Source organism: Streptomyces flavotricini (assembly GCF_020639365.1).
In the GTDB taxonomy this organism is placed as follows: domain Bacteria; phylum Actinomycetota; class Actinomycetes; order Streptomycetales; family Streptomycetaceae; genus Streptomyces; species Streptomyces flavotricini.
Window position 1 is genome coordinate 831,480 of sequence record NZ_JAINUL010000001.1, and the last position, 22,351, is coordinate 853,830.

At 75.8% G+C, this 22,351-nt stretch carries 11 protein-coding genes and 1 pseudogene; 10 read left to right on the top strand and 2 right to left on the bottom strand.

Annotated features, from left to right (window positions below):
- Positions 1-1,167 (top strand): diflavin oxidoreductase (locus tag K7B10_RS04130; protein ID WP_372481364.1); only part of this gene is annotated, 1,167 nt, incomplete at its 5' end.
- A gap of 25 nt (positions 1,168-1,192) precedes the next feature.
- Here the strand turns inward: K7B10_RS04130 and K7B10_RS40670 are convergent.
- Positions 1,193-1,432 carry a putative Ig domain-containing protein gene (locus K7B10_RS40670; protein WP_308284681.1) on the bottom strand — a complete coding sequence of 80 codons (240 nt, stop codon included), beginning with the start codon at positions 1,430-1,432 and terminating at the stop codon, positions 1,193-1,195.
- 252 nt (positions 1,433-1,684) lie between these two features.
- Between K7B10_RS40670 and K7B10_RS04140 the strand changes: the two genes are divergently transcribed.
- The gene (locus K7B10_RS04140) at positions 1,685-1,948 is read left to right on the top strand and encodes a hypothetical protein (RefSeq protein WP_229334574.1); all 264 of its coding nucleotides are present in this window, start codon (positions 1,685-1,687) and stop codon (positions 1,946-1,948) included.
- Positions 1,949-2,575: 627 nt separating this feature from the next.
- Here the strand turns inward: K7B10_RS04140 and K7B10_RS04145 are convergent.
- Entirely contained in the window at positions 2,576-3,469 is an 894-nt protein-coding gene (locus K7B10_RS04145; RefSeq protein WP_229334575.1) for a LysR family transcriptional regulator, read from the bottom strand.
- A 603-nt stretch (positions 3,470-4,072) separates the two neighbouring features.
- Between K7B10_RS04145 and K7B10_RS04150 the strand changes: the two genes are divergently transcribed.
- From K7B10_RS04150 to K7B10_RS04185, 8 genes and pseudogenes are all read left to right on the top strand, one after another.
- Positions 4,073-11,506: a type I polyketide synthase gene (locus K7B10_RS04150; RefSeq protein WP_229334576.1), complete on the top strand. Its 7,434-nt coding sequence runs from the start codon at positions 4,073-4,075 to the stop codon at positions 11,504-11,506.
- Positions 11,499-16,013 carry a type I polyketide synthase gene (locus tag K7B10_RS04155; RefSeq protein ID WP_229334577.1) on the top strand — a complete coding sequence of 1,505 codons (4,515 nt, stop codon included), beginning with the start codon at positions 11,499-11,501 and terminating at the stop codon, positions 16,011-16,013. Before K7B10_RS04150 ends, K7B10_RS04155 begins: the two co-directional genes overlap by 8 nt.
- Positions 15,997-16,365: an acyl carrier protein gene (locus tag K7B10_RS04160; protein WP_229334578.1), complete on the top strand. Its 369-nt coding sequence runs from the start codon at positions 15,997-15,999 to the stop codon at positions 16,363-16,365. Before K7B10_RS04155 ends, K7B10_RS04160 begins: the two co-directional genes overlap by 17 nt.
- A gap of 7 nt (positions 16,366-16,372) precedes the next feature.
- The gene (locus K7B10_RS04165; RefSeq protein WP_229334579.1) at positions 16,373-17,215 is read left to right on the top strand and encodes an alpha/beta fold hydrolase; all 843 of its coding nucleotides are present in this window, start codon (positions 16,373-16,375) and stop codon (positions 17,213-17,215) included.
- A complete protein-coding gene (locus tag K7B10_RS04170; RefSeq protein WP_229334580.1) occupies positions 17,212-18,375 on the top strand; it encodes a glycosyltransferase in 1,164 nt (387 codons plus the stop codon). The genes K7B10_RS04165 and K7B10_RS04170 overlap by 4 nt, the downstream gene beginning before the upstream one ends.
- A complete protein-coding gene (locus K7B10_RS04175) occupies positions 18,372-20,303 on the top strand; it encodes a class I SAM-dependent methyltransferase (protein WP_229334581.1) in 1,932 nt (643 codons plus the stop codon). The genes K7B10_RS04170 and K7B10_RS04175 overlap by 4 nt, the downstream gene beginning before the upstream one ends.
- The gene (locus tag K7B10_RS04180) at positions 20,300-21,331 is read left to right on the top strand and encodes a galactokinase (RefSeq protein ID WP_229334582.1); all 1,032 of its coding nucleotides are present in this window, start codon (positions 20,300-20,302) and stop codon (positions 21,329-21,331) included. Before K7B10_RS04175 ends, K7B10_RS04180 begins: the two co-directional genes overlap by 4 nt.
- A 65-nt stretch (positions 21,332-21,396) precedes the next feature.
- Positions 21,397-22,296, top strand: a pseudogene (locus K7B10_RS04185) (alkaline phosphatase family protein); the annotation flags it as partial.
- Positions 22,297-22,351: the final 55 nt, after the last annotated feature.

A 22,351-nucleotide genomic window follows, 5' to 3' on the forward strand; every position in this document is an offset into this window, starting at 1 on the left:
GCCGCGCCCGCGCCCGCCGAGCCGCCGCGGACCTCCGGCGTCCCGGGCCGGGCGGCCGCCCTGCACACCGCCCGACTGTCCGGCAACCGGCTGCTGAGCCTGGCCGGCGCCACCAAGGAGGTCCGGCGGTTCACCTTCGACCTCGGCGAGGACGGCCCGGCGTACGAGACGGGCGACGCCCTGGGCGTCCGGCCGGTCAACTGCCCCGACCTGGTGACGGAATGGCTGGGCGCCACCGGCCTGGCCGGGGACGCCGAGGTCGCCGTACCCGGCCACGACCAGCCCATGCCCTTCGCCCGCGCGCTGCACCGGCACCTCGACATCACCCGTGTCACGCCCGAGCTGCTGCGGTTCATCACCGAGCACACCGGCGACCGCAGGCTCCGGCAGTTGACGCGCCCCGACAACAAGGACGGCCTCGCCCGCTGGATCTGGGGGCGCCAGCCCGTGGACATCGTGGCCGAGTTCCCGGTACGGCTCAGCGCCCAGGAATGGGCCGAGCGCCTCAAACGGCTCCAGCCGCGCCTCTACTCCATATCCTCCAGCCCCCTCGTCGACCCGCGCGAGGTCAGCCTCACCGTCTCGGTGCTGCGTTACGAGGGTCCGCGCCGCCACCCCCGCAAGGGGGTGGCCTCCACCTTCCTCGCCGACGCCGAACCGGGCGACCCCGTACCGCTGTTCGTCCAGCGCTCGGCGCACTTCCGCCCACCCGCACGTCCCGAGACGCCGGCCGTGATGGTCGGCCCGGGGACCGGCATCGCCCCGTTCATGGGCTTCCTTGCACACCGTCGCGCCCTCGGCCACCACGGCGGGAACTGGCTGTTCTTCGGCGAGCAGCGCCGGGCCACCGACTTCTACTACCGCGAGGAGCTGGAGGAACTGCACCGCCACGGCACGCTCAGCCGTCTGGACCTGGCCTTCTCCCGCGACCAGCGGGCCAAGGTCTACGTCCAGGACCGGATGCGCGAACAGGGAGCCCAGTTGTGGTCCTGGCTCCGGGAGGGCGCCCACTTCTACGTGTGCGGGGACGCGAGCCGGATGGCCAGGGACGTGGACCGGGCGCTGCGGGACATCGCCATGGCCCACGGCGGCCTGGCCGAGGACGAGGCCGCCGCGTACCTGAAGCAGCTCTCCGCCGAGAAGCGGTACGCCCGCGACGTGTACTGACGGGCGGCGCCTCCCCGGCTGCCGGTCAGAACCAGGTGACGGTGAGGGGGAAGGTGGTGGTGGCGGTGGTCGGGGTGGAGTCGGTGGCGGTTGCGGTGATCTGGAGGGTTCCCGTGGTCCAGGGTTTGCCGGTGATGCGGCCGGTGTTGGTGTCGATGGTGAGGCCGAAGGGGAGTCCGGTGGCGGTGTAGTGGAGGGTGGGTTTGCCGTGGGTTTGCCTCCGGTGGTGGTGAGTTGGATGGTGCAGGTCTGGTTGAACTTGCAGGTCTGGGGGCCGGGGTCGGTCAGCTTCAGGTCACCGGGCGTGGGCGTCGGCGTGGGGGTGGGGGTCGGCGTGGGGGTGGGGGTCGGCGTGGGGGTGGTTCCGCAGCCCGGGGTGGCATCCGGCGGCAGCGGGACCCGCCAGATCTGGGTGTCGTTCTCCGAGCCGACGAGCAGGCTCGTGCAGTCGAGGTAGGTCACCGTCTCGCCCTGCGACTGCGCCGGCAGGGCGACGTCCGCGAGCCTGGTCCCCGCGGTGTCGTACACGGAAGCCGTGTTCGCGCCCAGCGGCCCGCCGCTGCGCAGCGCGTACGAGGCGCCCGACGGCGAGAACGCGCCGTCGGTGGTGAAGACCGGCCCGGCCCGGACCGCGGTGAGCGTGTTGACCCGGCCGGTCTGCGGCGGCAGCGGGGCCTGGTACAACTGCCCCGCCGCGCCGATCTGCTTGCTCGCGACGTACAGCCTGCCGGTGCCGGGGTCCGCGAGCAGGGATTCGGCGTCGTGCGGGCCGTCGGCGTAGGCGAACCTGTAGGTCACCGGGGTGACGGTGGCGTCGGCGAGCCGGTCGGGCTCGGTGAAGGAGTGCACGAGGATCTCGGCGCGGCCGCTGAAGTTGTCCCCGATGTCGCCCACCAGGATCGCCGGGAGCCCGGCCGCGTCCTTGCCGATCGTGAGTCCTTCCCAGTCGGTGTTGCCCACGCCGGAAAGGGTGTAGGTGGCCTTGAGCCGGCCGGTCGCGTCCGTGCAGTCGACGGCGAAGACCTGGTTGGTGTTGCCGCTGTCGTTGACGGCGTAGAAGATGCCCGGGTGCTTGCGGCTCATGGCGAGCCCGCTGAGTTCTGCCATGCCGCCGGGCAGCGTGCACTCGCGTTCCGGGGCGAGCGCGGCGGCCGCGGCCCGGGCTCCGGGATCGGCGGCCGGGCCGGTGGCGGCTCCGGCGGCCTGCCATGCGGCGGCCGGCAGCACGGCGGCGAGGACCGCGGTCACGAGGGCGGCGACCCAAGGGGGTGTGAGGAGTCGAGACATGTCCACCATCTGATGGCACATCAGATGGTGATCGCCAGGCCCGGCGACCCCCCGTTTGAGCATCGCTCAATGCCAAGGCGGCATATCTGGCCGAAACTCGGCGGCTTCCGCCGGCTTCCGATCAGCGCGCCGGCTCCCGGACGGGGGCGTTGTGACGGGCGTGCGCGATGAACGCCCGGGCGGCGCGGGTCAGCGGCCGGCGGGCGTGCGCGATGCCTACCGGCCGCAGCAGCGGCGGGGTGAAGGAGCGGATCTCGGCGCGGCTGCCGAAGGCCCTCAGCACCACGTCCCGGTACCAGATGAGGGAGCCGCGGCCATCAATCACGCCGGTCACCCAGGCGAGCCGCTCGTCGACTTCGAACGCGGGCACGGGACGGACCCCGAGGCAGCTGAACATGGCCTCCATCTCGGTGCGCCGCCCGGTGCCCGGGGTCGGCAGGACCATCGGCAGGCCGTCGAGCAGCCGGAACGGCACCGGGTCGGGCAGACGGGCACCGAAGGGCGAGACCAGAACCACCTCGCGCTCCTGGATGTGGTGCGTGGAGAGCTCCTTGTCGACCGGCAGGTCGACCAGCGCCAACTCCGACTTCCCGTCCATGAGTTCCTGTACGAGTGGCTCCCGGCCGTCGTGCTGGTGCAGGCGCACCTGCACGCCGGGGTGGCGCGCCGTGAACGCCGGGACCAGCTCGGAGGCCAGGTCCAAGGCCAGGGTGGGCGTGGTGACGAGGGTGAGGGTGACCAGCCCGCCCTTGCCGTTCGGCGTCCCGACGTCGTCGATGGCGTCCACCGCGTCGAGCACGGTGCGGGCCAGCCGGACCACCCGGGTGCCTTCGGGGGTGAGGTCCACCCCTCTGCCCCGGCGGGCGAGGAGCTCGACGCCGAGATCGCGCTCCATGGCCTGGACGGCCCTCGACAGGGCGGACTGGGCAACGAAGACCGAGGCCGCCGCGCCGGTGATGGAACCGCAGTCCGCGACGGCGACGAGGTAACGAAGCTGCGCGAGTGTGGGGGTCATGACCGGACGGTAACCGCGCGAGGTTGACCCCGTAAGGGGCGCCATGGTGAACAACTGCCCGAATTTTGCCGGGTGTTCATGCTCCAGGGGCGCCGAGGCATACCGGCCGGGCATGAGCCCCGGCTCATGCCGCCGCTCGGGCGCCGCCGCGCCGGCGCCCGCCCGGACGGAGAACACCGCAGGTCGGCGGCCTGGCGGGAGCCCCCAGGTGATGCTCGCGGGGCGCCCCGGGGCCGCCCGATAACTCTCCGGTACGTGAAGGACCTTACTCCGCATGGCCGTTGACAGTGCACGGCGACCACCGCACGATGCATCCCGGCGTCAGGGGAATTGACCACCGTTCAAGCCCGTCCCACCCAGACGGGTCGCCCGGCCACCCGTACCGGCGGGGAACTGCCTGCGCGCGTTCCCCGCTGCCCCCGCTCGGCCCGCTCGCCCCTGCGCCCCCGCCCGTCCCCGCTCACCCCTGTGCCCCCGCAGGCCCCGTACCCGGCTCACCCCTTCCGCCCCTGCGCCCCGGCTCGCCCGGGGGTGTACCGCCACGCCTCGCCCGTCCCCTGCGCAACCGGCGACATGTGACACAGCACTCGATGAGGAGCGCCCGTGACCCCCCAGCCCACGCCGTCCCCCCACACCGGCGAACCGTCCCCGCGGCCGGCCGCCCCGCGCGATCTGGTGATCGCGTTGAGCCCCTTCGAAGAGCCGCGGCCCCGGATCGTGATCGCCGCCGAGCGGGCGGGCAGCCTCGGGCTGCTCGACCTCGGCCGGGACCCCGACCCCGCGCGGGCCGCCTTCACGGAGCTCGCCCGAAGGCTCGGCCCCGGTCGGTGCTACGGCGTACGGGTGCCCGCCGGCTGCCCGCTCGGGCCACAGCAGCTGCCCTCCGAGGTGGACACGGTGCTGCTCGCCGACCCCGCCGAGCACACCCCGGAGCGGGTCGCCGGCTGGGCGGCGGCGCCCGGGCGGCCGCGCGTCTGGGCCGAGGCCACCGACCCGGCGCAGGTCTGGGCCGAGGCCACCGACCCGGCGCAGGCCGGGGCCGCGGTGTCCGCCGGGGCCGGGGCGGTCGTTGCCAAGGGGCACGAGTCCGGTGGCCGGGTGGGCGGCGCCACCACCTTCGTCCTGGTCCAGCAGCTGCTCGCCGACCCCGGCATCCGTGTGCCCGTCGTGGCCCGCGGCGGGATCGGCCCGCACACGGCGGCCGCGGCCGTCGCGGGCGGAGCCTCCGGCGTGCTGGTCGACGTACAACTGGCCCTGACGACCGAGGGCGAAGCCGGGCTGCCCATCGAAGTGGCGGCCGCGATCAGGACGATGGACGGATCGGAGACCCGGCTGGTCGACGGCCACCGGGTGTACGCACGGCCCGATCTGCCCTCGCCGCAGGGTCCGGCCGCTGCCCTGCTCGGGGCCCGGGACCTGCGTACGCAGCTGCTGCCCGTCGGCCAGGACGGAGCCGCCGCGGCCCGGCTCGCCGCGCGCCACCGCACGACCGGCGGTGTGCTCCGGGCCGTCCGGGCCTCCGTCACCGGTCATCTGGCGGCCGTGGTGCGGGCCCGGCCGCTCATGGCGGCCCGGCCCGTCGCCCAGGGACCGATGACCCGGGTCAGCGACCAGGCCGCCTTCGCGGAGGCGGTGGCCGCCGCGGGCGGGATCCCGTACCTGGCGCTGGCCGTCATGGAGGGGCCGGACGTACGGCGTCTGCTGGCCGAGACCGCCGAGCGGCTCGGGGACCGGCCCTGGGGCGTGGGCCTGCTCGGCTTCGCCCCGCCCGAGCTGCGCAGGGAACAGCTGGCCGCCGTGGCCGGGACCCGGCCGCCGTACGCGATCATCGCCGGCGGCACCCCGGCGCAGGCGGCCCCGCTGGAGGCCGCAGGGACGCTGACCCATCTCCACGTGCCCTCGCCGGGCCTCCTGGAGCGGTATCTCGCCGAAGGTGCACGGCGGTTCGTGTTCGAGGGGCTGGAGTGCGGCGGCCATGTCGGGCCGCGCGCCTCGTTCCCGCTGTGGGAGGAGCAGATCGAGCGCCTCCTCGGCTGTTCCGAACCGGCCTCCCTGGACGTGCTGTTCGCCGGTGGGATCCACGACGAGCGCTCCGCGGCCATGGCCGTCGCGGCCGCCGCCCCGCTGGCGGAGCGAGGCGCCCGGATCGGCGTACTGATGGGCACGGCCTACCTGTTCACCGAGGAGGCCGTGGCCGCGGGCGCGGTCACGCCCCGGTTCCAACGGGCGGCGGTGGAGTGCGCGGACACCGTACTGCTGCACACCGCGCCCGGCCATGCCACGCGCTGCGCGGACACGCCGTACGCCCACACCTTCGAGGAGACCCGGCAGCGGCTCGCACAGGGCGGGACCGAGCCGCGCGAGATGTGGGAGGAGCTGGAGCGGCTGAACCTGGGGCGGCTGAGGATCGCCAGCAAGGGGCTGCGCCGGGGCGAGACGGCGGAGTTGGAGACCGTGGACGAGGAACGGCAGTACGCGGACGGCCTGTTCATGCTGGGGCAGGCCGCCACCCTGCGAGACGGGACGACGACGGTCGCCGCCCTGCACGCCCAGGTGACCCGGGGCGCGACGGAGTTGCTGGAGCGGCGGGCCCGGGACATCGGCGCCGGGGCCGCCGCGGAAGGGGCCTCGGGCGGGGCCGCCGACCCGCTCGACATCGCCATCGTCGGGATGGCCTGCGCCTATCCGGGCGCACCCGACCTCGCCGCGTACTGGGCGCAGGTCCTGGCCGGGCGGGACGCGGTGACCGAGGTCCCCGCCGAGCGCTGGGACCCGGCGCTCTACTACGACGCCGACCCGGCGCGGGCCGGCGAGCGCACCCCCTCGCGCTGGGGCGGGTTCCTGGACCCGGTGCCCTTCGACGCCCTCGCGCACGGGATCCCGCCGTCCTCGCTGGCCGGGATCGAGCCCGTGCAGCTGCTGGCCCTGGAGATCTCGGCGCGGGCCCTCAAGGACGCCGGTTACGGCAAGGAGCGGGAGTTCGACCGCTCGCGGACCTCGGTGGTCTTCGGCGCCGAGGCCGGTACCGAGCTGGCGGGCGCGTACGGGCTGCGAGCGCTGCATCCCGCCTACCTCGGGGAGCTGCCGCCCGCCCTGGACGAACAGCTCCCCCGACTGACCGAGGACTCCTTTCCCGGGATCCTCGCCAATGTGATCGCGGGCCGGGTGGCCAACCGGCTCGACCTCGGAGGGGCGAACTGCACGGTCGATGCCGCGTGCGCCTCGTCGCTGGCCGCGCTGGACCTGGCCTGTCGACAACTGCGCGATGGTGACAGCGACATGGTGCTGTGCGGAGGCGCCGACGTGCACAACGGGATCAACGACTACCTGCTGTTCGCCTCGGTCCGCGCCCTCTCGCCGGGCGGGCGCTGCCGGCCCTTCGACGCCGCGGCCGACGGGATCGCGCTCGGCGAGGGCGTGGGCGCGCTGGTGCTGAAGCGGCTCGCGGACGCGGAGCGGGACGGCGACCGGGTGTACGCGGTGATCAAGGCGGTCGGGGCGTCCAGCGACGGCCGCTCCCTGGGGCTGACCGCGCCGCGGCCGGAGGGACAGCGGCGGGCACTGGAGCGGGCCTACGCGCGGGCGGGGATCTCACCGGGCGAGGTGGGGCTGGTCGAGGCGCACGGTACGGGCACGGTGGTCGGCGACAGCACCGAACTGGGCGTGCTCGAAGCGGTGTTCACCGAGGCCGGGGCCCAGGCGGGCGCGTGCGCGCTGGGCTCGGTGAAATCGCAGCTGGGGCACACCAAGTGCGCGGCGGGTATGGCCGGGCTGATCAAGGCGGCCCGTGCGGTGCATTCGGGGGTCCGGCCGCCGACGCTGCACATCGACCGGCCGAATCCGGCCTGGCGGGCCGAGAGCAGCCCGTTCGCCTTCGACACCGAGGCCCGGCCGTGGGCGGTACCGGTGGAGCGGCGGATCGCGGGCGTGAGCGCGTTCGGCTTCGGCGGCACCAACTACCACGCCGTGCTGTCCGGTTACGCGGGCGCCGAGGAGCCTGAGCAGGGCCGGGAGGAGTGGCCGGCGGAGCTGTTCTGCTTCCGCGGCGAGGACCGGCGGGCGGCCGGGCGGGCGATGGCCCGGCTCGCGGCGCGGCTGGAGCAGAACGACGCGGCCGGGCGGCCGTGGGCGCTGCGGGACCTGGCCGCGGAGGCGGGCTCCGGCTCGGGGCCGGTGCGGGTGGCGGTCGTGGCCGGCGACCTGGACGAGCTGGCGGCCCGGCTGGAGCGGGCCCGGGGGTTCACCGCGGGTGACGGGGTCCACGTACGGGAGGAGTCGGCGGACCCGGGGCAGGTGGCGTTCCTCTTCCCCGGGCAGGGCAGCCAGCAGGTGCGCATGCTGGGCGAGTTGTACGCGGCGTTCCCGGGGCTGCGGGTCCTGCTGGACGACGCTCCGGGCGCGGTGGTATCGGCCGTCTTCCCACCGGGGGCGTTCACGGCGCAGGCGCGGGCCGCGCAGCGGGCGGCGGTCACGGACACCCGGACCGCCCAGCCGGCGCTGGGGCTGACCGGTGCGGCGGCGCACCTGCTGCTGGGGCGGCTCGGCGTACGGCCGGACTGCGTGGCGGGGCATTCGTACGGGGAGCTCACCGCCCTGTGGGCGGCCGGGGTGTACGACACGGAGACCCTGCTGCGGCTGAGCACGCGCCGGGCCGAGGCGATCCTGACGGCCGCCGGGGAGGACCCGGGGGCGATGGCGGCGGTGTCGGCGGCGCCGGAGGAGGTCCGCGAGCTCGTGGAACGCGCCGGGTGCGTGGTGGCCAACCACAACGCGCCGCGGCAGTGCGCGGTCTCGGGGCCGAAGGCGGCGGTCACCGTGGCCGTGGAGTCGCTGCACGCGGCGGGCGTCTCGGCGCAGCTCCTGCCGGTGGCCTGCGCGTTCCACAGCCCGGTGGTCGCGCGGGCGGCGACCGCACTGGCAACCGAGCTGGCCGGGACGGCGCTCGCCGACGCCGCCGTCCCGGTCTGGTCGAACACGACGGCGGCTCCGTACCCGCAGGAAGCTGATGCCGTACGAGGTCTCCTCTCCCGGCAGGTCGCGGAGCCGGTCCGGTTCGTGGACCAGGTGGAGGCCATGTACGCGGCCGGTGTCCGGACCTTCGTGGAAGCGGGCCCGGGCCGGGTCCTGTCGGGCCTGGTGGGCAGGATCCTCGCCGACCGCCCCCACACGGTGGTCCCGCTGGACGTCCCGGGCGAGCACGGGCTGACCCGGCTGGTCACGGCCCTGGCCGAACTGGCCGCCGCCGGCGTGCCGATCACCCCGGAGCCCCTGTTCCGCGGCCGCACCGCCCCCCTCCCGGACCGGGCCCCCCGCCGCCCGGGCTGGCTGGTCGACGGCCACCTGATCCGTACGGCCGCGGGAACGCCGATCCCGGGCGGTCTGCGGCCCCCGCTCCGCGTCGAGGCCCCCGCCCGGGCGCCGGGGGCGGGGGCGGGCCTCACCCCGCACCCCGTGCATACGGCGACCGCCCCGGCACGGCACACGGAGCGGGCGGCCTCCACCGCCGCGCACGCGCCGCACGCCGGGAAGCAGGCTCCCGCCCTGGCCGGGCCGGCCGGAGACGCGGCTCCCCTCGCTCCCGGACGCGCACCGGCGTCCGGGGGCACCCCCGGCCCGTATGCGGCGACCGGTGCGGCCGACTCGGCGTGGCCCGCGGCGGACACGGCGTCCGCGGGGGGGCCCGCGGCGGACACGGCGTCCGCGGGGGCCGCGCCGGGCACCGCGTGGCACGCGGCCCCGGATGCCGCTCCCGCGCCCGGGTACGCGGTGCCGGCGCCCGACCGGCGCCAGGAGGCAGTACTGGAGTACCTGCGCGGCTCGCGCGAGCTGATCGAGGCCCAGAGGGCCGTCCTGCTCGGCTACCTGGGAACCACCGTGGCCCCGGCCGGTGTACCGGCCGGACTCGACGCCACGGCAGCCCCGACGGACGCGCAGGCCCGGCCGGGCACCGGCGAGGCATCCACGAACGGCCAAGGGGCCGCAGGCGGCCGGGCATGGCCCGGCGCCCGGGAGATCGGCACCAACGGTCACGGGCCGGCCGGCCTTGCGGGCCCCGCCGGGTGGGCGGCTGCGACGGGCGCCCCGGCCTGGCCCGGCGTCGGGGAAGCCGGCGCGAACGGCCACGGGCCGGCCGGTGTTGCCGGGGCGGGTGCCGAAGGGCGGCTCGACGGGGCGGAGTCGGCGGCGGACGCAGACGGCTTTGCCCCCGCGGGCGACCGAGGTCCTGGGGCGCAGGTCGGGGCGGGCTCCGCGGAGGAGGTGATGGACGCCGTTCTGGAGATCGTCCACTCCCGGACCGGATACCCGAGGGACATGCTCGACCCCGAACTGGACCTGGAGGCCGACCTCTCCATCGACTCCATCAAGCGGGTCGAGATCATCGGCGCTCTCGCCGACAGGATCGGGCTTCCCACCGACCCCGGCGGCTCCGCCGAGTCGGCCGTGGAGGAGCTGTCCCGGATCAAGACCCTGCGCGGCATCGTCGAATGGGTCACCACGCACGCCGGCGGGTCCGCTCCGGCCCCGGCAGCGGGAGAGGCGGCCACCGGACCGGCACCGGCCCCGGTGACGGCCCCGGTGACGGCCCCGGCGACGGTCGGGCCCGCTTCGGGTCCGGCAGCGGCGCCGGCCGGATCCGCACCGGCCGGGACGCTTCGGCGGATGCGGGTGGACGAGGTGCCGATCGCGGCGGCCGACGGGGACCCCGGTGCGCTTCGGGGGCTGCGGGTCGGCATCGTGGACGACGGGCAGGGGGTGGCTCCCGCACTCTGCGGGGCCCTGGAGGCGCAGGGGGTCCGCGTAGAGGTACTGGCCGCGGCCGACGCCGGATTCGACGGCATCGTCGACCTGTCCGCGCTCCGGGCCGGCCAGGATCCCGTGCTCCCCGCCGCCTTCCCCGGTTACAAGCGCGCCCTCACCGGCGGCGTCCGCCGACTGGTCCTCGGCTCCACCCCCGGCAGCGGTCTGCACGGCTTCGCCCGCAGCGCCGCCCTGGAGTTCCCCGGCACCCTCGTCCGCGCCGTCGACCTCCACCCCAAGGAGGACCCGAGCCGGATCGCCGCCCAGTTGCTCGCCGAGCTGTCCGACCCGGGTGAAGGGCTCGCATCCGTCGGGTACTCGGCCGAAGGGCTCCGGACCGCCCGCCGCCCGGTACCGGCCCCACTCCCCCCGGCCGCCCGCAGCCCGCTCGGGCCCGGCTCCGTCGTCCTGCTGAGCGGCGGGGCACGGGGGATCACGGCTCGGACCGCGCTCGCCCTGGCCCGGGTCAGCGGGTGTCACATCGAGTTGATGGGGCGCACGCCCGAACCGTGCGGCCAGGAGGACGAGTTCCCGCACGCCGGTGACCGGGTGGCGCTGCGCGCCGCCCTCATCCGCAGCGGTCTGCGCACCCCCGCCGAGATCGAGGCGGCGGCCTCGCGGATCCTGGCCGAGCGGGAGGTCCGGGCCACGCTGGCCGCCCTCGCCGCGGCCGCCTCGTCCGTCCGGTACCACCGCGCCGACGTCGGCGACGCCGACGCCGTACGGGCGGTCGTGGCCGACGTACGGGCCCGGCACGGCCGGCTCGACGGCATCGTGCACGGCGCGGGGACCCTGCGCGACGGTCTGCTCCGCGACAAGGAACCGGACGTGTTCAGCGAGGTGTTCACGAGCAAGGTGGCCGGCGCCCGGAACCTGGCGGCCGCGGCCGCCGAGCACGGAGCCGTGCCGGCCCCGGCCTTCCTGGCCCTCTTCGGCAGCGTCGCCGGGGTGTACGGCAACCGCGGCCAGAGCGACTACGCCGCCGCGAACGACGCCCTCGACGGGCTCGCCCTCACCTGGGCCGACACCTTCCCGGGCCGGGTGCTGTCCGTCGACTGGGGCCCCTGGGCGGCCGAGGCGGGCGGGATGGTCACCCCCGAGCTGGAGCGCGCGTACGCCCGGCGCGGGATCCCGCTCATCTCCCCCGAAGCCGGGACCGACGCGTTCCTCGCCGAACTCGCGCACGGCGGCGACGTACAGGTGGTCCTGATGGCGCAGGACGGGGCGGGCCATGAGTGAGCGGGAGCGGCGCGGTCCCCGGCCGACCGACGCCGCCATCGTCGGGATGGGCGCCGTCTTCCCCGGCGCCGCCGACCTTGCTGCCTACCGGCGCAATCTGTTCGCCGGTACGGACTCCATCTCCGAGGTGCCGCCGGGGCGTTGGGACCCCGAGGTGTACTACGACCCGGAGAGCGCCGCCGGGCCCGTGCGCGGGGACCGTTTCTACTGCCGGCGCGGCGGCTTCGTCGACGGGCTGGCGGCCTTCGACCCGACCCGGTTCGGCATCATGCCGGCCGCCGTGGAGGGGGCCGAGCCGGACCAGATGCTGGCTCTGCACGCGACGGCCGAGGCGATCGCCGACGCGGGCGGCGAGGACAGACTGCCGGCCGACCGGTCCCGGATCGGGGTGGTGCTGGGGCGCGGCGGGTTCATGGGCGTGGCGACGGCCCGGCTCGACCAGCGGGTGCGTACCGCACACCAGCTGGCGCAGACCTTGCGGGAGCTCGCGCCCGAGCTCGGAGAGCGGCGGATCGGCGAGGTGCGGGCCGCCTTCCAGGAGGCACTGGGGCCCGAGCGGCCGGACGCCTCGATCGGGCTGGTGCCGAGCTTCACGGCCGCCCGTACCGCGAACCGGCTGGACTTCCGCGGCCCCGCCTACACGCTCGACGCGGCCTGCGCCTCCTCGCTGCTGGCAGTGGACCAGGCGGTGGGGCTGCTGGCGGGCGGCCGGTGCGACGCGGTGGTCGCGGGGGCGGTCCACCACTGTCACATCGCCACGCTGTGGAGCGTGTTCACGCAGCTGCGGGCGCTGAGCCCGAGCGAACGGATCCGGCCCTTCGACCGGCGGGCGGACGGAACCCTGCTGTCCGAGGGCACGGGCGTGGTGCTGCTGAAGCGGCTCTCCGACGCGGAGCGGGACGGGGACCGGATCTACGCGGTGATCCGGGGTACCGCGGTGGCCGGGGACGGCCGGGCGGCCAGTCTGATGAGCCCGCTGGTCGCCGGCCAGGTACGGGCGCTGGAGCAGGCCTGGCGGGAAGCCGGTCTGGATCCGCGGGCTCCCGGCGCGCTGGGGCTGCTGGAGGCGCACGGCACCGGCACGCCCGTCGGAGACGCGGCGGAACTGGACACACTGGCGCGGGTGTTCGGCCCGGCAGAGGTCGCGGGAGGTCCCGGGATCGGCTTCGGATCGGTGAAGTCGATGGTGGGACACACCATGCAGGCCTCGGGCATGGCCGGGCTGATCAAGGCGGCGCTCGCCGTGTCCGAGGGGGTGCTGCCGCCGACCCTGCACCTGGAGGAGCCGCACGCGGATCTGGCCCGGACCCGGATGCGGCCGGTGACGGCGGCGGAGCCGTGGGAGCGGGGGACGCGGCCGCGCCGGGCGGGGGTCAACGCGTTCGGCTTCGGCGGGATCAACGCGCACGCGGTACTTGAGGAGGCCCCGGGCGCCACCGCGTCCGCGGCGCCGGTACGCCGCTTCCTGCCGCTGGGACCCGCTGGCGGGCCGGTGGTGGGGGCCGGTGCGCGGGAGGACGTACTGCTGCTCGGCGCGGACGGCCCCGCCGAGCTGGCGGAGCTGCTGGCCGCCGGATCGGCGTCCGCGGGAGACGGGCCGTGCCGGCTGGCCGTGCTCGGGCCGACCCCGCAGCGGCTCGCGCTCGCCGCGAAGGCGGTGGAGCGCGGGCGGGCCTGGCGGGGGCGGGGGGACGTGTGGTTCACCCCGGAGCCGCTGGGTGGGGGCACGGCGTTCCTGTTCCCGGGTCTGGAGCCGGAGTTCGCACCGGTGCTGGACGATGTCGCGGACCGGATGGGGCTGGAGCGGCCGCGGCTCGGCCGGGGCGCCGAGCTGATGGAACGGGCGCTGGACGCCCTCGCGACGGGCCGGTTCTTCGCGCGGGTCCTGCCGGAGCTCGGCGTGAACGCCGATGTGTCGGCAGGGCACAGTCTCGGCGAGTGGGCGGCGATGGTGGCCGGCGGGATGTACCCGCAGGACGCGGCCGACTCCTTCCTGGACTCGCTGCGGCCGGGGTCGCTGAAGGTCCCGGATCTCGTGTACGCGGCGCTGGGCTGCGGGGCGCGCCGGGCCGGGGCCGCGCTGCACGGCTTGGACGGGGTGGTGGTCAGTCACGACAACTGCCCGCACCAGTCGGTGGTGTGCGGGGACCCCCAGGGGGTCGAAGAGGTTCTGGAGCGGCTGCGGCGCGAGGGGGTGCTCGGGCAGCAGCTGCCGTTCCGGTCGGGGTTCCACACGCCGATGTGGGAGCCGTACCTGGGGCAGGTCCGGGCGGCGTTCGCGCGGCTTCCACTGCGCCGGGGGGATCTGCCGGTGTGGTCGGCGACGACCTGCGCGCCGTTCCCGGACGAGCCCGCGCGCGTGCGGGATCTGGTGGTACGGCACCTGCTGGAGCCCGTCCGCTTCCGGGAGTTGACGCTGCGCCTGTACGAGGAGGCGGGGATCCGGACGTTCGTGACGATGGGGCCGGGCAGCCTGCCGGGATTCGTGGAGGACACCCTGCGGGACCGCCCGCACCTCTCGGTGGCGGCGTCCTCACCGCGCCTGTCGGGGCTCGCTTCCCTCCGGCGCGTCTGCGCCGCGCTGTGGGCCGAGGGCCACGCCCCGTGCTGGGAGCGCCTGCGCGATCCGGCACCCGCCACCCGCCCCGCCGTACGGGGCCGGCCCGTCCCCCTGGACCTCGGCTCCCCGCTGGTCCGCCTCGACGGGGCGGCCCGAAGCCGCCTGGGCACCCTCACCACCGCCCCCTGCCCGGCTCCTGCTCCGCCGGCACGATCGCCGCTGCCGCCGCCGGGGGCGGGGCGGCCCGTACCGCCGTCCACCGCGCGGACGGGCCGGCCCGTGCTGCTCTCCGCCTTGGACGCCGAGTCCGGGGGCGCGCGTGAAGGCGGGGGGAAGGCCGCGGGGACCCAGCGGCTCCGGGTGTCGCTCGACGCCATGCCCTGCGTACGCGACCACTGCGTGTACCTGCAGCCGGACGGCTGGCCGGAGGATTCCGACCGGTTTCCCGTCGTGCCCATGACGACCATGCTGGAGCTGGCCGCCGACGCCGCCCGTCGGTACGCCCCGCCGGGCGCGGTCGTGCTCGGCTACGACGACGTACGGGCCCTGCGCTGGCTCCCCGCCGCGCCCGCCCTCGACGTCGAGGTCGGTGCCCGCGCCGAGGGCCCCGGACGGATCCGGATCGGGCTGGGCCCGTACGCCTCCGTCGTCGTCCTGCTCGGTCCGGGGCACCCGCGGCCGCCCGCGACCGACCTGACGCCGCTGCGCGATCCGCGCCCGGCCCCCGTCAGCGCCGAGGCCCTGTACCGGGACCGCTGGATGTTCCACGGGCCGCGTTTCGCCGGTGTCCACGAGGTCCGGTCCGTCGGCGCGGACGGCATTCACGGGGTCCTGCGCGCACTCCCCGACCCGGGTGCGCTGCTCGACGCCGCCGGGCAGCTGTTCGGGCACTGGATGCAACTGCGGCTCCCCGTGGACCGGTTGGTGTTCCCGGCCACCGTCGACCGGATCCGCTTCTACGGACCCCCGCCCCCGCCGCAGGCCCTGGTCACGGCCGTCGCCCGGATCCGGGACGTCCGCGACGTCACCGTCCGCGGGGATCTCGAACTCCTCGACCCCAACGGGGTGTTGTGGGCCCGGATCGAGGGCTGGACGTACCGCCGCTTCGGGGCCGACGAGCGGGTGTGGCCGATGAAGTTCACCCCCGAGGTGTGCGGGATCGGCGAGCCGCAGCCCGCCGGCTGGTGCCTGGCCCGGCGGCGGTGGACGGATCCCGCCTCGCAGGAGCTCGTGATGCGCCGCTACCTCGGCGCCGCCGAGCGCACGGCGTACGAGCGGCTGGCTCCGCGCGCCCGGGCGCCGTGGCTGCTGGGTCGCATCGCCGCCAAGGACGCGCTGCGGCAGCGGCTCTGGGACGACGGGGCGGGGCCCGTGTTCCCGGTGGAGGTCCCGGTAGGCAACGACCCGGCCGGGCGGCCCGTCTCCGAGGGTGCCCTGGCCCGCGGCTTCCGGCTGTCGATCGCGCACAAGGACCGGGTGGCCGTGGCCCTGGCCCACCCCTCCCACCCCGTCGGCATCGACGTGGAGCCGGTGACCGGCGATCCGGACGCCCTGATCCGGGTCGCCCTCACCCCGGCCGAGCTGCTGCTCGCCGAGGAACTGGCCGCCCGCGAGGGCACCGGGCTGCCGGCCGCCCTCACCGCCCTGTGGTGCGCGAAGGAGGCCGCCGCCAAGGCCCGCGGCACCGGGCTCGGCGGCCGGCCCCGGGAATGGCGGGTCGCGCAGGACCCCGGGTCGGGCGGACTGCTCGTGCTGTCGCCCGAAGGCCTGCCGTACCCGGTCCGTACCGCCGCCCTGCCCGCGGCCGAGTCCGAGAGCCCGACCGGCCCCCACCAGGCGGCCGGTTCCGCCCCGGGCGAGTACCTCGTCGCCTGGACCGCCCACCCCGCGGCCACCTCCCCCGTCCCCTCCCACCTCACGGAGACCAGCCATGGCCACCACCACTGACGTCCTCGCCGAGATCACCGGCATGCTCGTGGAGATCCTCGGCGACGAGTTCCTTCTCGCGGAGGAGGTCACCATGAGTACGAGCTTCAACGAGGATCTCGCCCTGGAGAGCATCGAGTTCGTCGCCCTCGCCGAGCTGCTGCACGAGCGCTACGGGTCCGGGGTGGACCTGATGGGCTTCCTCGCCGAGAAGGACATGGACGCGATCCTCGCCATGTCGGTCGGCGAACTCGTCGCCCACATCAGCCTCATCACCCACGCCTCCCTGGCCCGTACGTCGCCGACGACGAAAGCGACCCCGACTGCGGCGACCACCGCGGCCGCGACCGCCTCGGCGCCGACGGCCGGCTGAGCCCGCCGTGGCCTTCGTCCCCGCGGGCTCGCTCCGCTTCCACGTCCAGCGGCTCCCGGCCACCGCCGGGGCCGCCGCCCCGGACCGTCCCGTCGTGGTGTTCTTGCACGGGCTGGTCGTGGACAACCTGTCCTCCTTCTACTGCCCCCTGGCCGTCCCGGTGGCCAGGGCGGGCCACGAGGCCGTCCTCTACGACCTCCGCGGCCACGGCCGCACCGAGCGCCCCGCCACCGGCTACGACAGCCGGACCGCCGTACGGGATCTGGTGTCGCTGCTCGGCGCGCTCGGCCTCGGGCACCGCCGCGTGCACCTGGTCGGCAACAGCTACGGCGGCACCCTGGCCCTCCACGCCGCCCTCGCCCGCCCGGACCTCGTCGCCGGACTGACCCTGCTGGAACCTCCGCTCGGCGGCGCCTGGGTGGAGAACATGGTCGACACCCTGTCCGCGGCCGCGCTCAGCCTGGAGGACAGTCCGGTCCCCGCCGAGCTGCTCACGCTTCGGCTGCGCAAGGCGGCCAACCTCACCTCGATCGCCGACGAACTGCTGAACCGGACCAGCCTCATCGACGACATCGCGGCGAGCCGCACCCTCACCCCGGCCGACTTCGCCCGGCTGGACTGCCCGGCCCTCATCATCTGCGGAGAGCACTCCGAACTGGTGCCGGGAGGGCGCGAGCTGGCCCGTCACGCGCCGCGCGCCACGATCGAGATCCTGCCCGGCCTCGGCCACGACGTACTCAAGGAGAGCAGCGGGGTCCTGCGGGAGACCGTGCTCGCCCATCTCGAAACGACGGCGGCGGGGGCGACGCGCGGCGCGCGCGTCCCGCGGACGGGAGCGCTGGTGCGATGAGGGTGCTGTTCACGGTCCCGCCGCTGGCCGGGCACGTCAACCCGACGGTGGCGGTCGGCGCCGAACTGGCCGCCCGGGGGCACGAGGTGGCCTGGACCGGCCCGGCCGGGGCACTGGCCCGGCTGCTGCCCGCGCACGCCCGCGTCCTGCCCGCCGGGGACGGGGCCGGCGGCGGCTACGCGGCCCTGCACGAGCGCTGGCGGGACCTGCGCGGGGTCGGGGCGCTGCGCTTCCTGTGGGAGGAGGCACTGGTGCCGTTGGGCCTGGCCATGGTGGCGGGAGTGACGCAGGCCGTGCACTCCTTCGGCCCGGACCTGCTGGTCGCCGACCAGCAGGCGCTGGCCGGCCCGGTGGTCGCCCGGCGGCTCGGGATCCCCTGGGCCACCTCGGCCAGTACGTCGGCCGAGCTGACCCGCCCCTTCGCCGATTTCCCGAAGGTAGGGGAGTGGGTCTGCGGGCAGATCTCCGGATTCCTCTCGGCCTGCGGGATGCCGGACGCGGACTGGGACCCCCGGTTCTCCGAGCGGCTGGTGATCGTGTTCTCGACCCCCGAACTGGTCGGCCCCGGGGTGGGGTTCCCGGCACATCACGCCTTCGTCGGGCCCGCCTTCGGGGCACGGCCGGCCACCGCCCACTTCCCGTGGCAGCGGTTGGATCCGGAGCGGCGCAGGGTACTGGTCTCGCTGGGCACCCTCAACCAGGAGGCCGGCGGCCGGTTCTACGCCACCGTGCTGGGGGCGGCCGAACGGCTGGCCGACGACGTCCAGTTGGTGCTGGCCGCGCCGCCCTCGCTGGTCGGGCCGGTACCGGGGAACGTACTGGTCCAGGAGCGGGTACCCCAGCTGGAGCTGCTGGCGCACCTGGACGCCGTGGTCTGCCACGGCGGGCACAACACCGTCTGCGAGGCGCTCGCGTACGGGCTGCCGCTGGTGGTCGCACCGATCCGCGACGACCAGCCGATCGTGGCCCGGCAGGTCGTCGAGGCGGGGGCGGGGGTACGGGTGCGCTTCGGCAGGACCCGGGCCGAGGAACTGTGTGACGCACTCACGGCCGTGCTGGACGCTCCCGGCCATCGCCGGGCCGCCCGGCGGATCCAGGCCTCCTTCGCCGCGGCCGGCGGGGCCGCCGCCGCGGCCGACCGGTTGGAGAAGCTGACATGACGCCGTCCCCCTTCCACCGGGTCCGCTGGACCTCCGCGCTGACCCTGGCCGCGCTGGGCGCGGGTACGGTCCGGGCCCGCCGCCGGCTGCGGGCGATCCCCGTATTGCCCGCTCCCCCGTCCGCGGCCGACGGGCTGCCGCGGGCCGTGGGGTGGCGGCTGCTGACCGCGCGCGGGGTCGAGGTGGACCCGGCCACTTTCCTGGCCGCCTGCGCGCACGCCGACCGGGAAGGCCTGCGGGTGCTGGACCTGTTGCCGGCCGATCTCGGCGCCGAGCGGGCGCTGGGGCTGCTGCGCCTGGTCGACCCCGGCGCGTACCGCGAGGACCGGCTCGCCGAGGGGCGCGGAGCCGGGTACGCGCTGCTCGTCGCCGAGGAGGTCCTCGCGCGGGCCGGGCTGCTGTGGACCGGTCCGGACGGGGCGGGCCCGGCCGGCGCCGGCGGCCGGGAGCCCGCCGATCTCCTGGCACTGACCCGCCGGTTGAAGGAGTACGCCGCCGACGCCACGGGGCTGGCCGTCGCACCCGCGCTGTCCGTCGGCCGGGCCGGGGATCCGGCGGGGGCGGTACGGGCGGCCGAGTTGCGGGCCCAGGGGCTGCCGCCCGGGGTGCTGGCCGCCGCGCAGCTCGCCGGGCTGGGGCTGCTGACAGGGCTCGCCGTACGCCAGTGCAAGTGGGGTGCGGCCGCGGCCGGGCTGTACTGGCTGCAGCCGTACCTGGTGCTCGGCGGGCCGGGTGCACCGCTGCGTCCCGCCGATCTCCCCGGGGCCACCGCCGCCCGGCCGGCGCGCTCCCTCGGCGCTGCCGTCCGTACGGCCGCCGCGGTCCTGCGCACGCCCGCCGACGCGGACGCCGAGGCCGACGCCGCGCGCGCGGCCGCGTACCGGGCCGAACTGGTCCTCGGCACCGACCGGTTCCTGGAACCGCGGCGGACGGACTGCCCCTGGTGCGGTTCGCGGCGGCTCTTCGTGCGCGTCCGGGTGCCCGACCTCCTCCAGGGCAAGCCCGGCCGGTTCGCCCTGGAGCAGTGCGCGGACTGCCGCCACGTCTTCCAGAATCCCCGGCTGACGCCGGACGGACTGGAGTTCTACTACCGGGACTTCTACGACGGGCGCGGCGGCGAGGGCGCCGGGACGGTGTTCGGGCGGCTCGGCGCCTCGTACCGCAAGCGCGCCGAGATGCTCCGGCCGCACACGGTGGACGCCCCGGCCTCGTGGCTCGACGTCGGGACCGGGCACGGCCACTTCTGCAACGCGGCGCGCGCCGTCTGGCCGGACACCCGCTTCGACGGGCTCGACATGGGCGACGGGGTCGGCGAGGCCGAGCGGCGCGGCTGGGTGGAGACCGGATTCCAGGGCCAGTTCCCGGAGTTCGCGCAGAAGCTGGCCGGCCGGTACGAGGTGGTCAGCATGTACCACTACCTGGAGCACACCCGGGATCCGCTGGCCGAGCTGGACACCGCGGCCGCCGTCCTCACCCCCGGTGGGTTCCTGGCGATCGAGCTTCCCGACCCTCAGTCGCGGATGGCCCGGCTGCTGGGCTCCGCGTGGCTGCCGTGGTTCCAGCCGCAGCACCAACACCTGATCCCGGCGTCGAACCTGCGCCAGGCGCTGACCGACCGCGGGTTCACCGTCCTGGCCGAGGAGCACGGCCCCGCCCACCAGGGCAACGACTTCTTCGGCGCGGTGGCCCTGACCACCACCCGGCTGGCGCCGGATCCGGACCGCCCGTGGGCTCCCCCGGCCACGCGCCGCGGGCGGGTGCTGGCGCATGCCGTACGGGCGGCCGCGCTGCCGTGCTTCGCCGGGGCGGCGGCGCTCGACGCCCTGCGGACGGCGCTCGCCCGGCGCACGGACGGCGGCAACGCCTACCGGCTGCTGGCCCGCAGGGACGACGACCGGCTGCCCACCGCGGTCGGGGAGGACCGGTGACGGGGACCCGTGCCGGTTCCCCGCCCGCCGGTTCCCCGCCCACCGGTTCCGCGCCCACCGGTTCCACGCCCACAGGCCCCACGCCGCTCGGCCCGCTCCCCGTCGGCCCGGTCCCCGTCGGCCCCGTCCCCGTCGCTCCCGTGCCGGCGGACCTGGCGCGCCGGGCCACCGCCGATCCGCTGTTCCGGCTCGTGGCCTACGCGCTGGAAGCCGCGCACGGCCGGCCGCCGGCCGCCGTCTGGAGTGCCCCCTACGCCTTCCACCTGGGCTCGCCCGGACTGGTCGCGGCGGCCGGCTGGCCGGTGGCGGCCGCCGCCGCGCCGCGTACGGACGGCCTGGTGCGGCTCAGCTCCCTCGGGCATCCCGCCGACAGCTGCGATCTGCCGCTGACCCCGGACGGGCCCTCGCCCGCGGCCCCCGCCTGGGCCGTGCGCCCGTACGCCCTGCTGCGGGCGCTGGCCCGCGCCGGGTACGGGCGCGGCGGGAGCGACCTGCACTTCCAGGGCTCGCTCACGGAGGCCGCCGGGCTGGCCACGGCGGAGCCCGCCGACTGTGCGATGGCGCTCGCGGTGGCCGACGTGCACACCCCGGCGGGTACGGAACCGGACCGGGACGGGCTGGCCCGGCTGCTGGCGCGGGCGCTCCCGGACGGCGACGACGCGCTGCGCAGGGCGGTGCTGTTCGCCCGGCCCGGCCAGGCCCTTCAGCCGGACACCGGGGAGGAGGGGCGCCACGTCGACTTCGACCCGGCCGCTTCGGGGAGGCGGCTGGTGCTCCTCGCCGTACGGGGCGAGCCGGCGGACCGGGCTGCCGAGCTGGCCCGGGCGGTCGCCCGCGCCCGCCGCGCAGGGGCGCTGAGTGCCTGGCCTCCCGGGCGGCGGCCGGGGCGGAGCGTTCTGGTGCTGCTGCCCGCGTCGCGCCTGACGGCGGTTCGGGCGGCGGTGGCGGAGGACTTCCGAGGCCGGGGCAGGCCGGTACCGCGCTTCCTGAACATCACCGTGGCCGGTGCGGCCCGGCGGGAGGAATGAACCACCCGCGAGGAACGACCACCCACACCCACACCCACCAGGAGGAACCTCTCATGCCCTCACCCATGGCCGCCGCGAGAGGCGCGACCCGCCGGTCCGCGCTCGTGGCCGCACTCGGCACGCTCGGCCTGCTGGGCGCGTTCACCGTGGCCAACTCACAGGCCGCCGAGACGGGTTCGGCGGCCGCGCGGACGCCGGCGGCCGCCGCCCTGCCGACGTACGACCACGTGGTGGTCGTCGTGTACGAGAACAAGCAGTACGGCGAGATCATCGGCAGCGCGAACGCCCCTTACGTCAACCAGCTCGCGAACGGCGGCGCCAGCCTGACCGGCATGAAGGCGCTGACCCACCCCAGCCAGCCGAACTACTTCAACCTGTTCTCCGGCTCCACCCAGGGCATCACCGGGGACGGCTGCTACACCCCGCAGTCGATGAGTGCGGCCAACCTCGGCCAGGAGCTGATCGCGGCCGGGAAGACGTTCGCCACGTACAACGAGGACCTGCCGGCCGAGGGGTCCACGGCCTGTACCAACGGCCAGTACGCGCAGAAGCACAACCCGTGGTTCGCCTTCAAGAACGTACCGCTGAATACGGGGAAAACCTGGACACAATTCCCGCAGAACGACTTCGGGGCGCTGCCGAACCTGTCCTTCGTCGTGCCGAACCAGTGCAACGACATGCACTCGTGCTCGGTGACCACGGGTGACACCTGGACGAGGAACAACATCGACGCGTACGCGCAGTGGGCGAAGGCCAACAACAGCCTGCTGGTCCTGACGTGGGACGAGGACAACTACCTCGGCTCCAACCAGATCGCCACGGTGTTCTACGGGGCGAAGGTGAAGACCGGCAAGTACGCCACCGCCTTCAACCACCACCACCTGCTGCGCACCTTCGAGGACCTGTTCGGCACGGCGACGCACGCGGGCAACGCGGCGAACGTCCAGCCGATCACCGAGGTCTTCGACGGGGCCACCACGCCGACGCCCACGCCCACCCCGACCCCCACCCCCGGTGACC

What these genes read in the sequence shown, in the direction of transcription:
- K7B10_RS04170 (WP_229334580.1), top strand. Translation starts at nt 17,212, where the DNA reads ATGAGGGTGCTGTTCACGGTCCCGCCGCTGGCCGGGCACGTCAACCCG.
- K7B10_RS04175 (WP_229334581.1), top strand. Translation starts at nt 18,372, where the DNA reads ATGACGCCGTCCCCCTTCCACCGGGTCCGCTGGACCTCCGCGCTGACC.
- K7B10_RS04160 (WP_229334578.1), top strand. Translation starts at nt 15,997, where the DNA reads ATGGCCACCACCACTGACGTCCTCGCCGAGATCACCGGCATGCTCGTG.
- K7B10_RS04155 (WP_229334577.1), top strand. Translation starts at nt 11,499, where the DNA reads ATGAGTGAGCGGGAGCGGCGCGGTCCCCGGCCGACCGACGCCGCCATC.
- K7B10_RS04145 (WP_229334575.1), bottom strand. Translation starts at nt 3,469, where the DNA reads ATGACCCCCACACTCGCGCAGCTTCGTTACCTCGTCGCCGTCGCGGAC.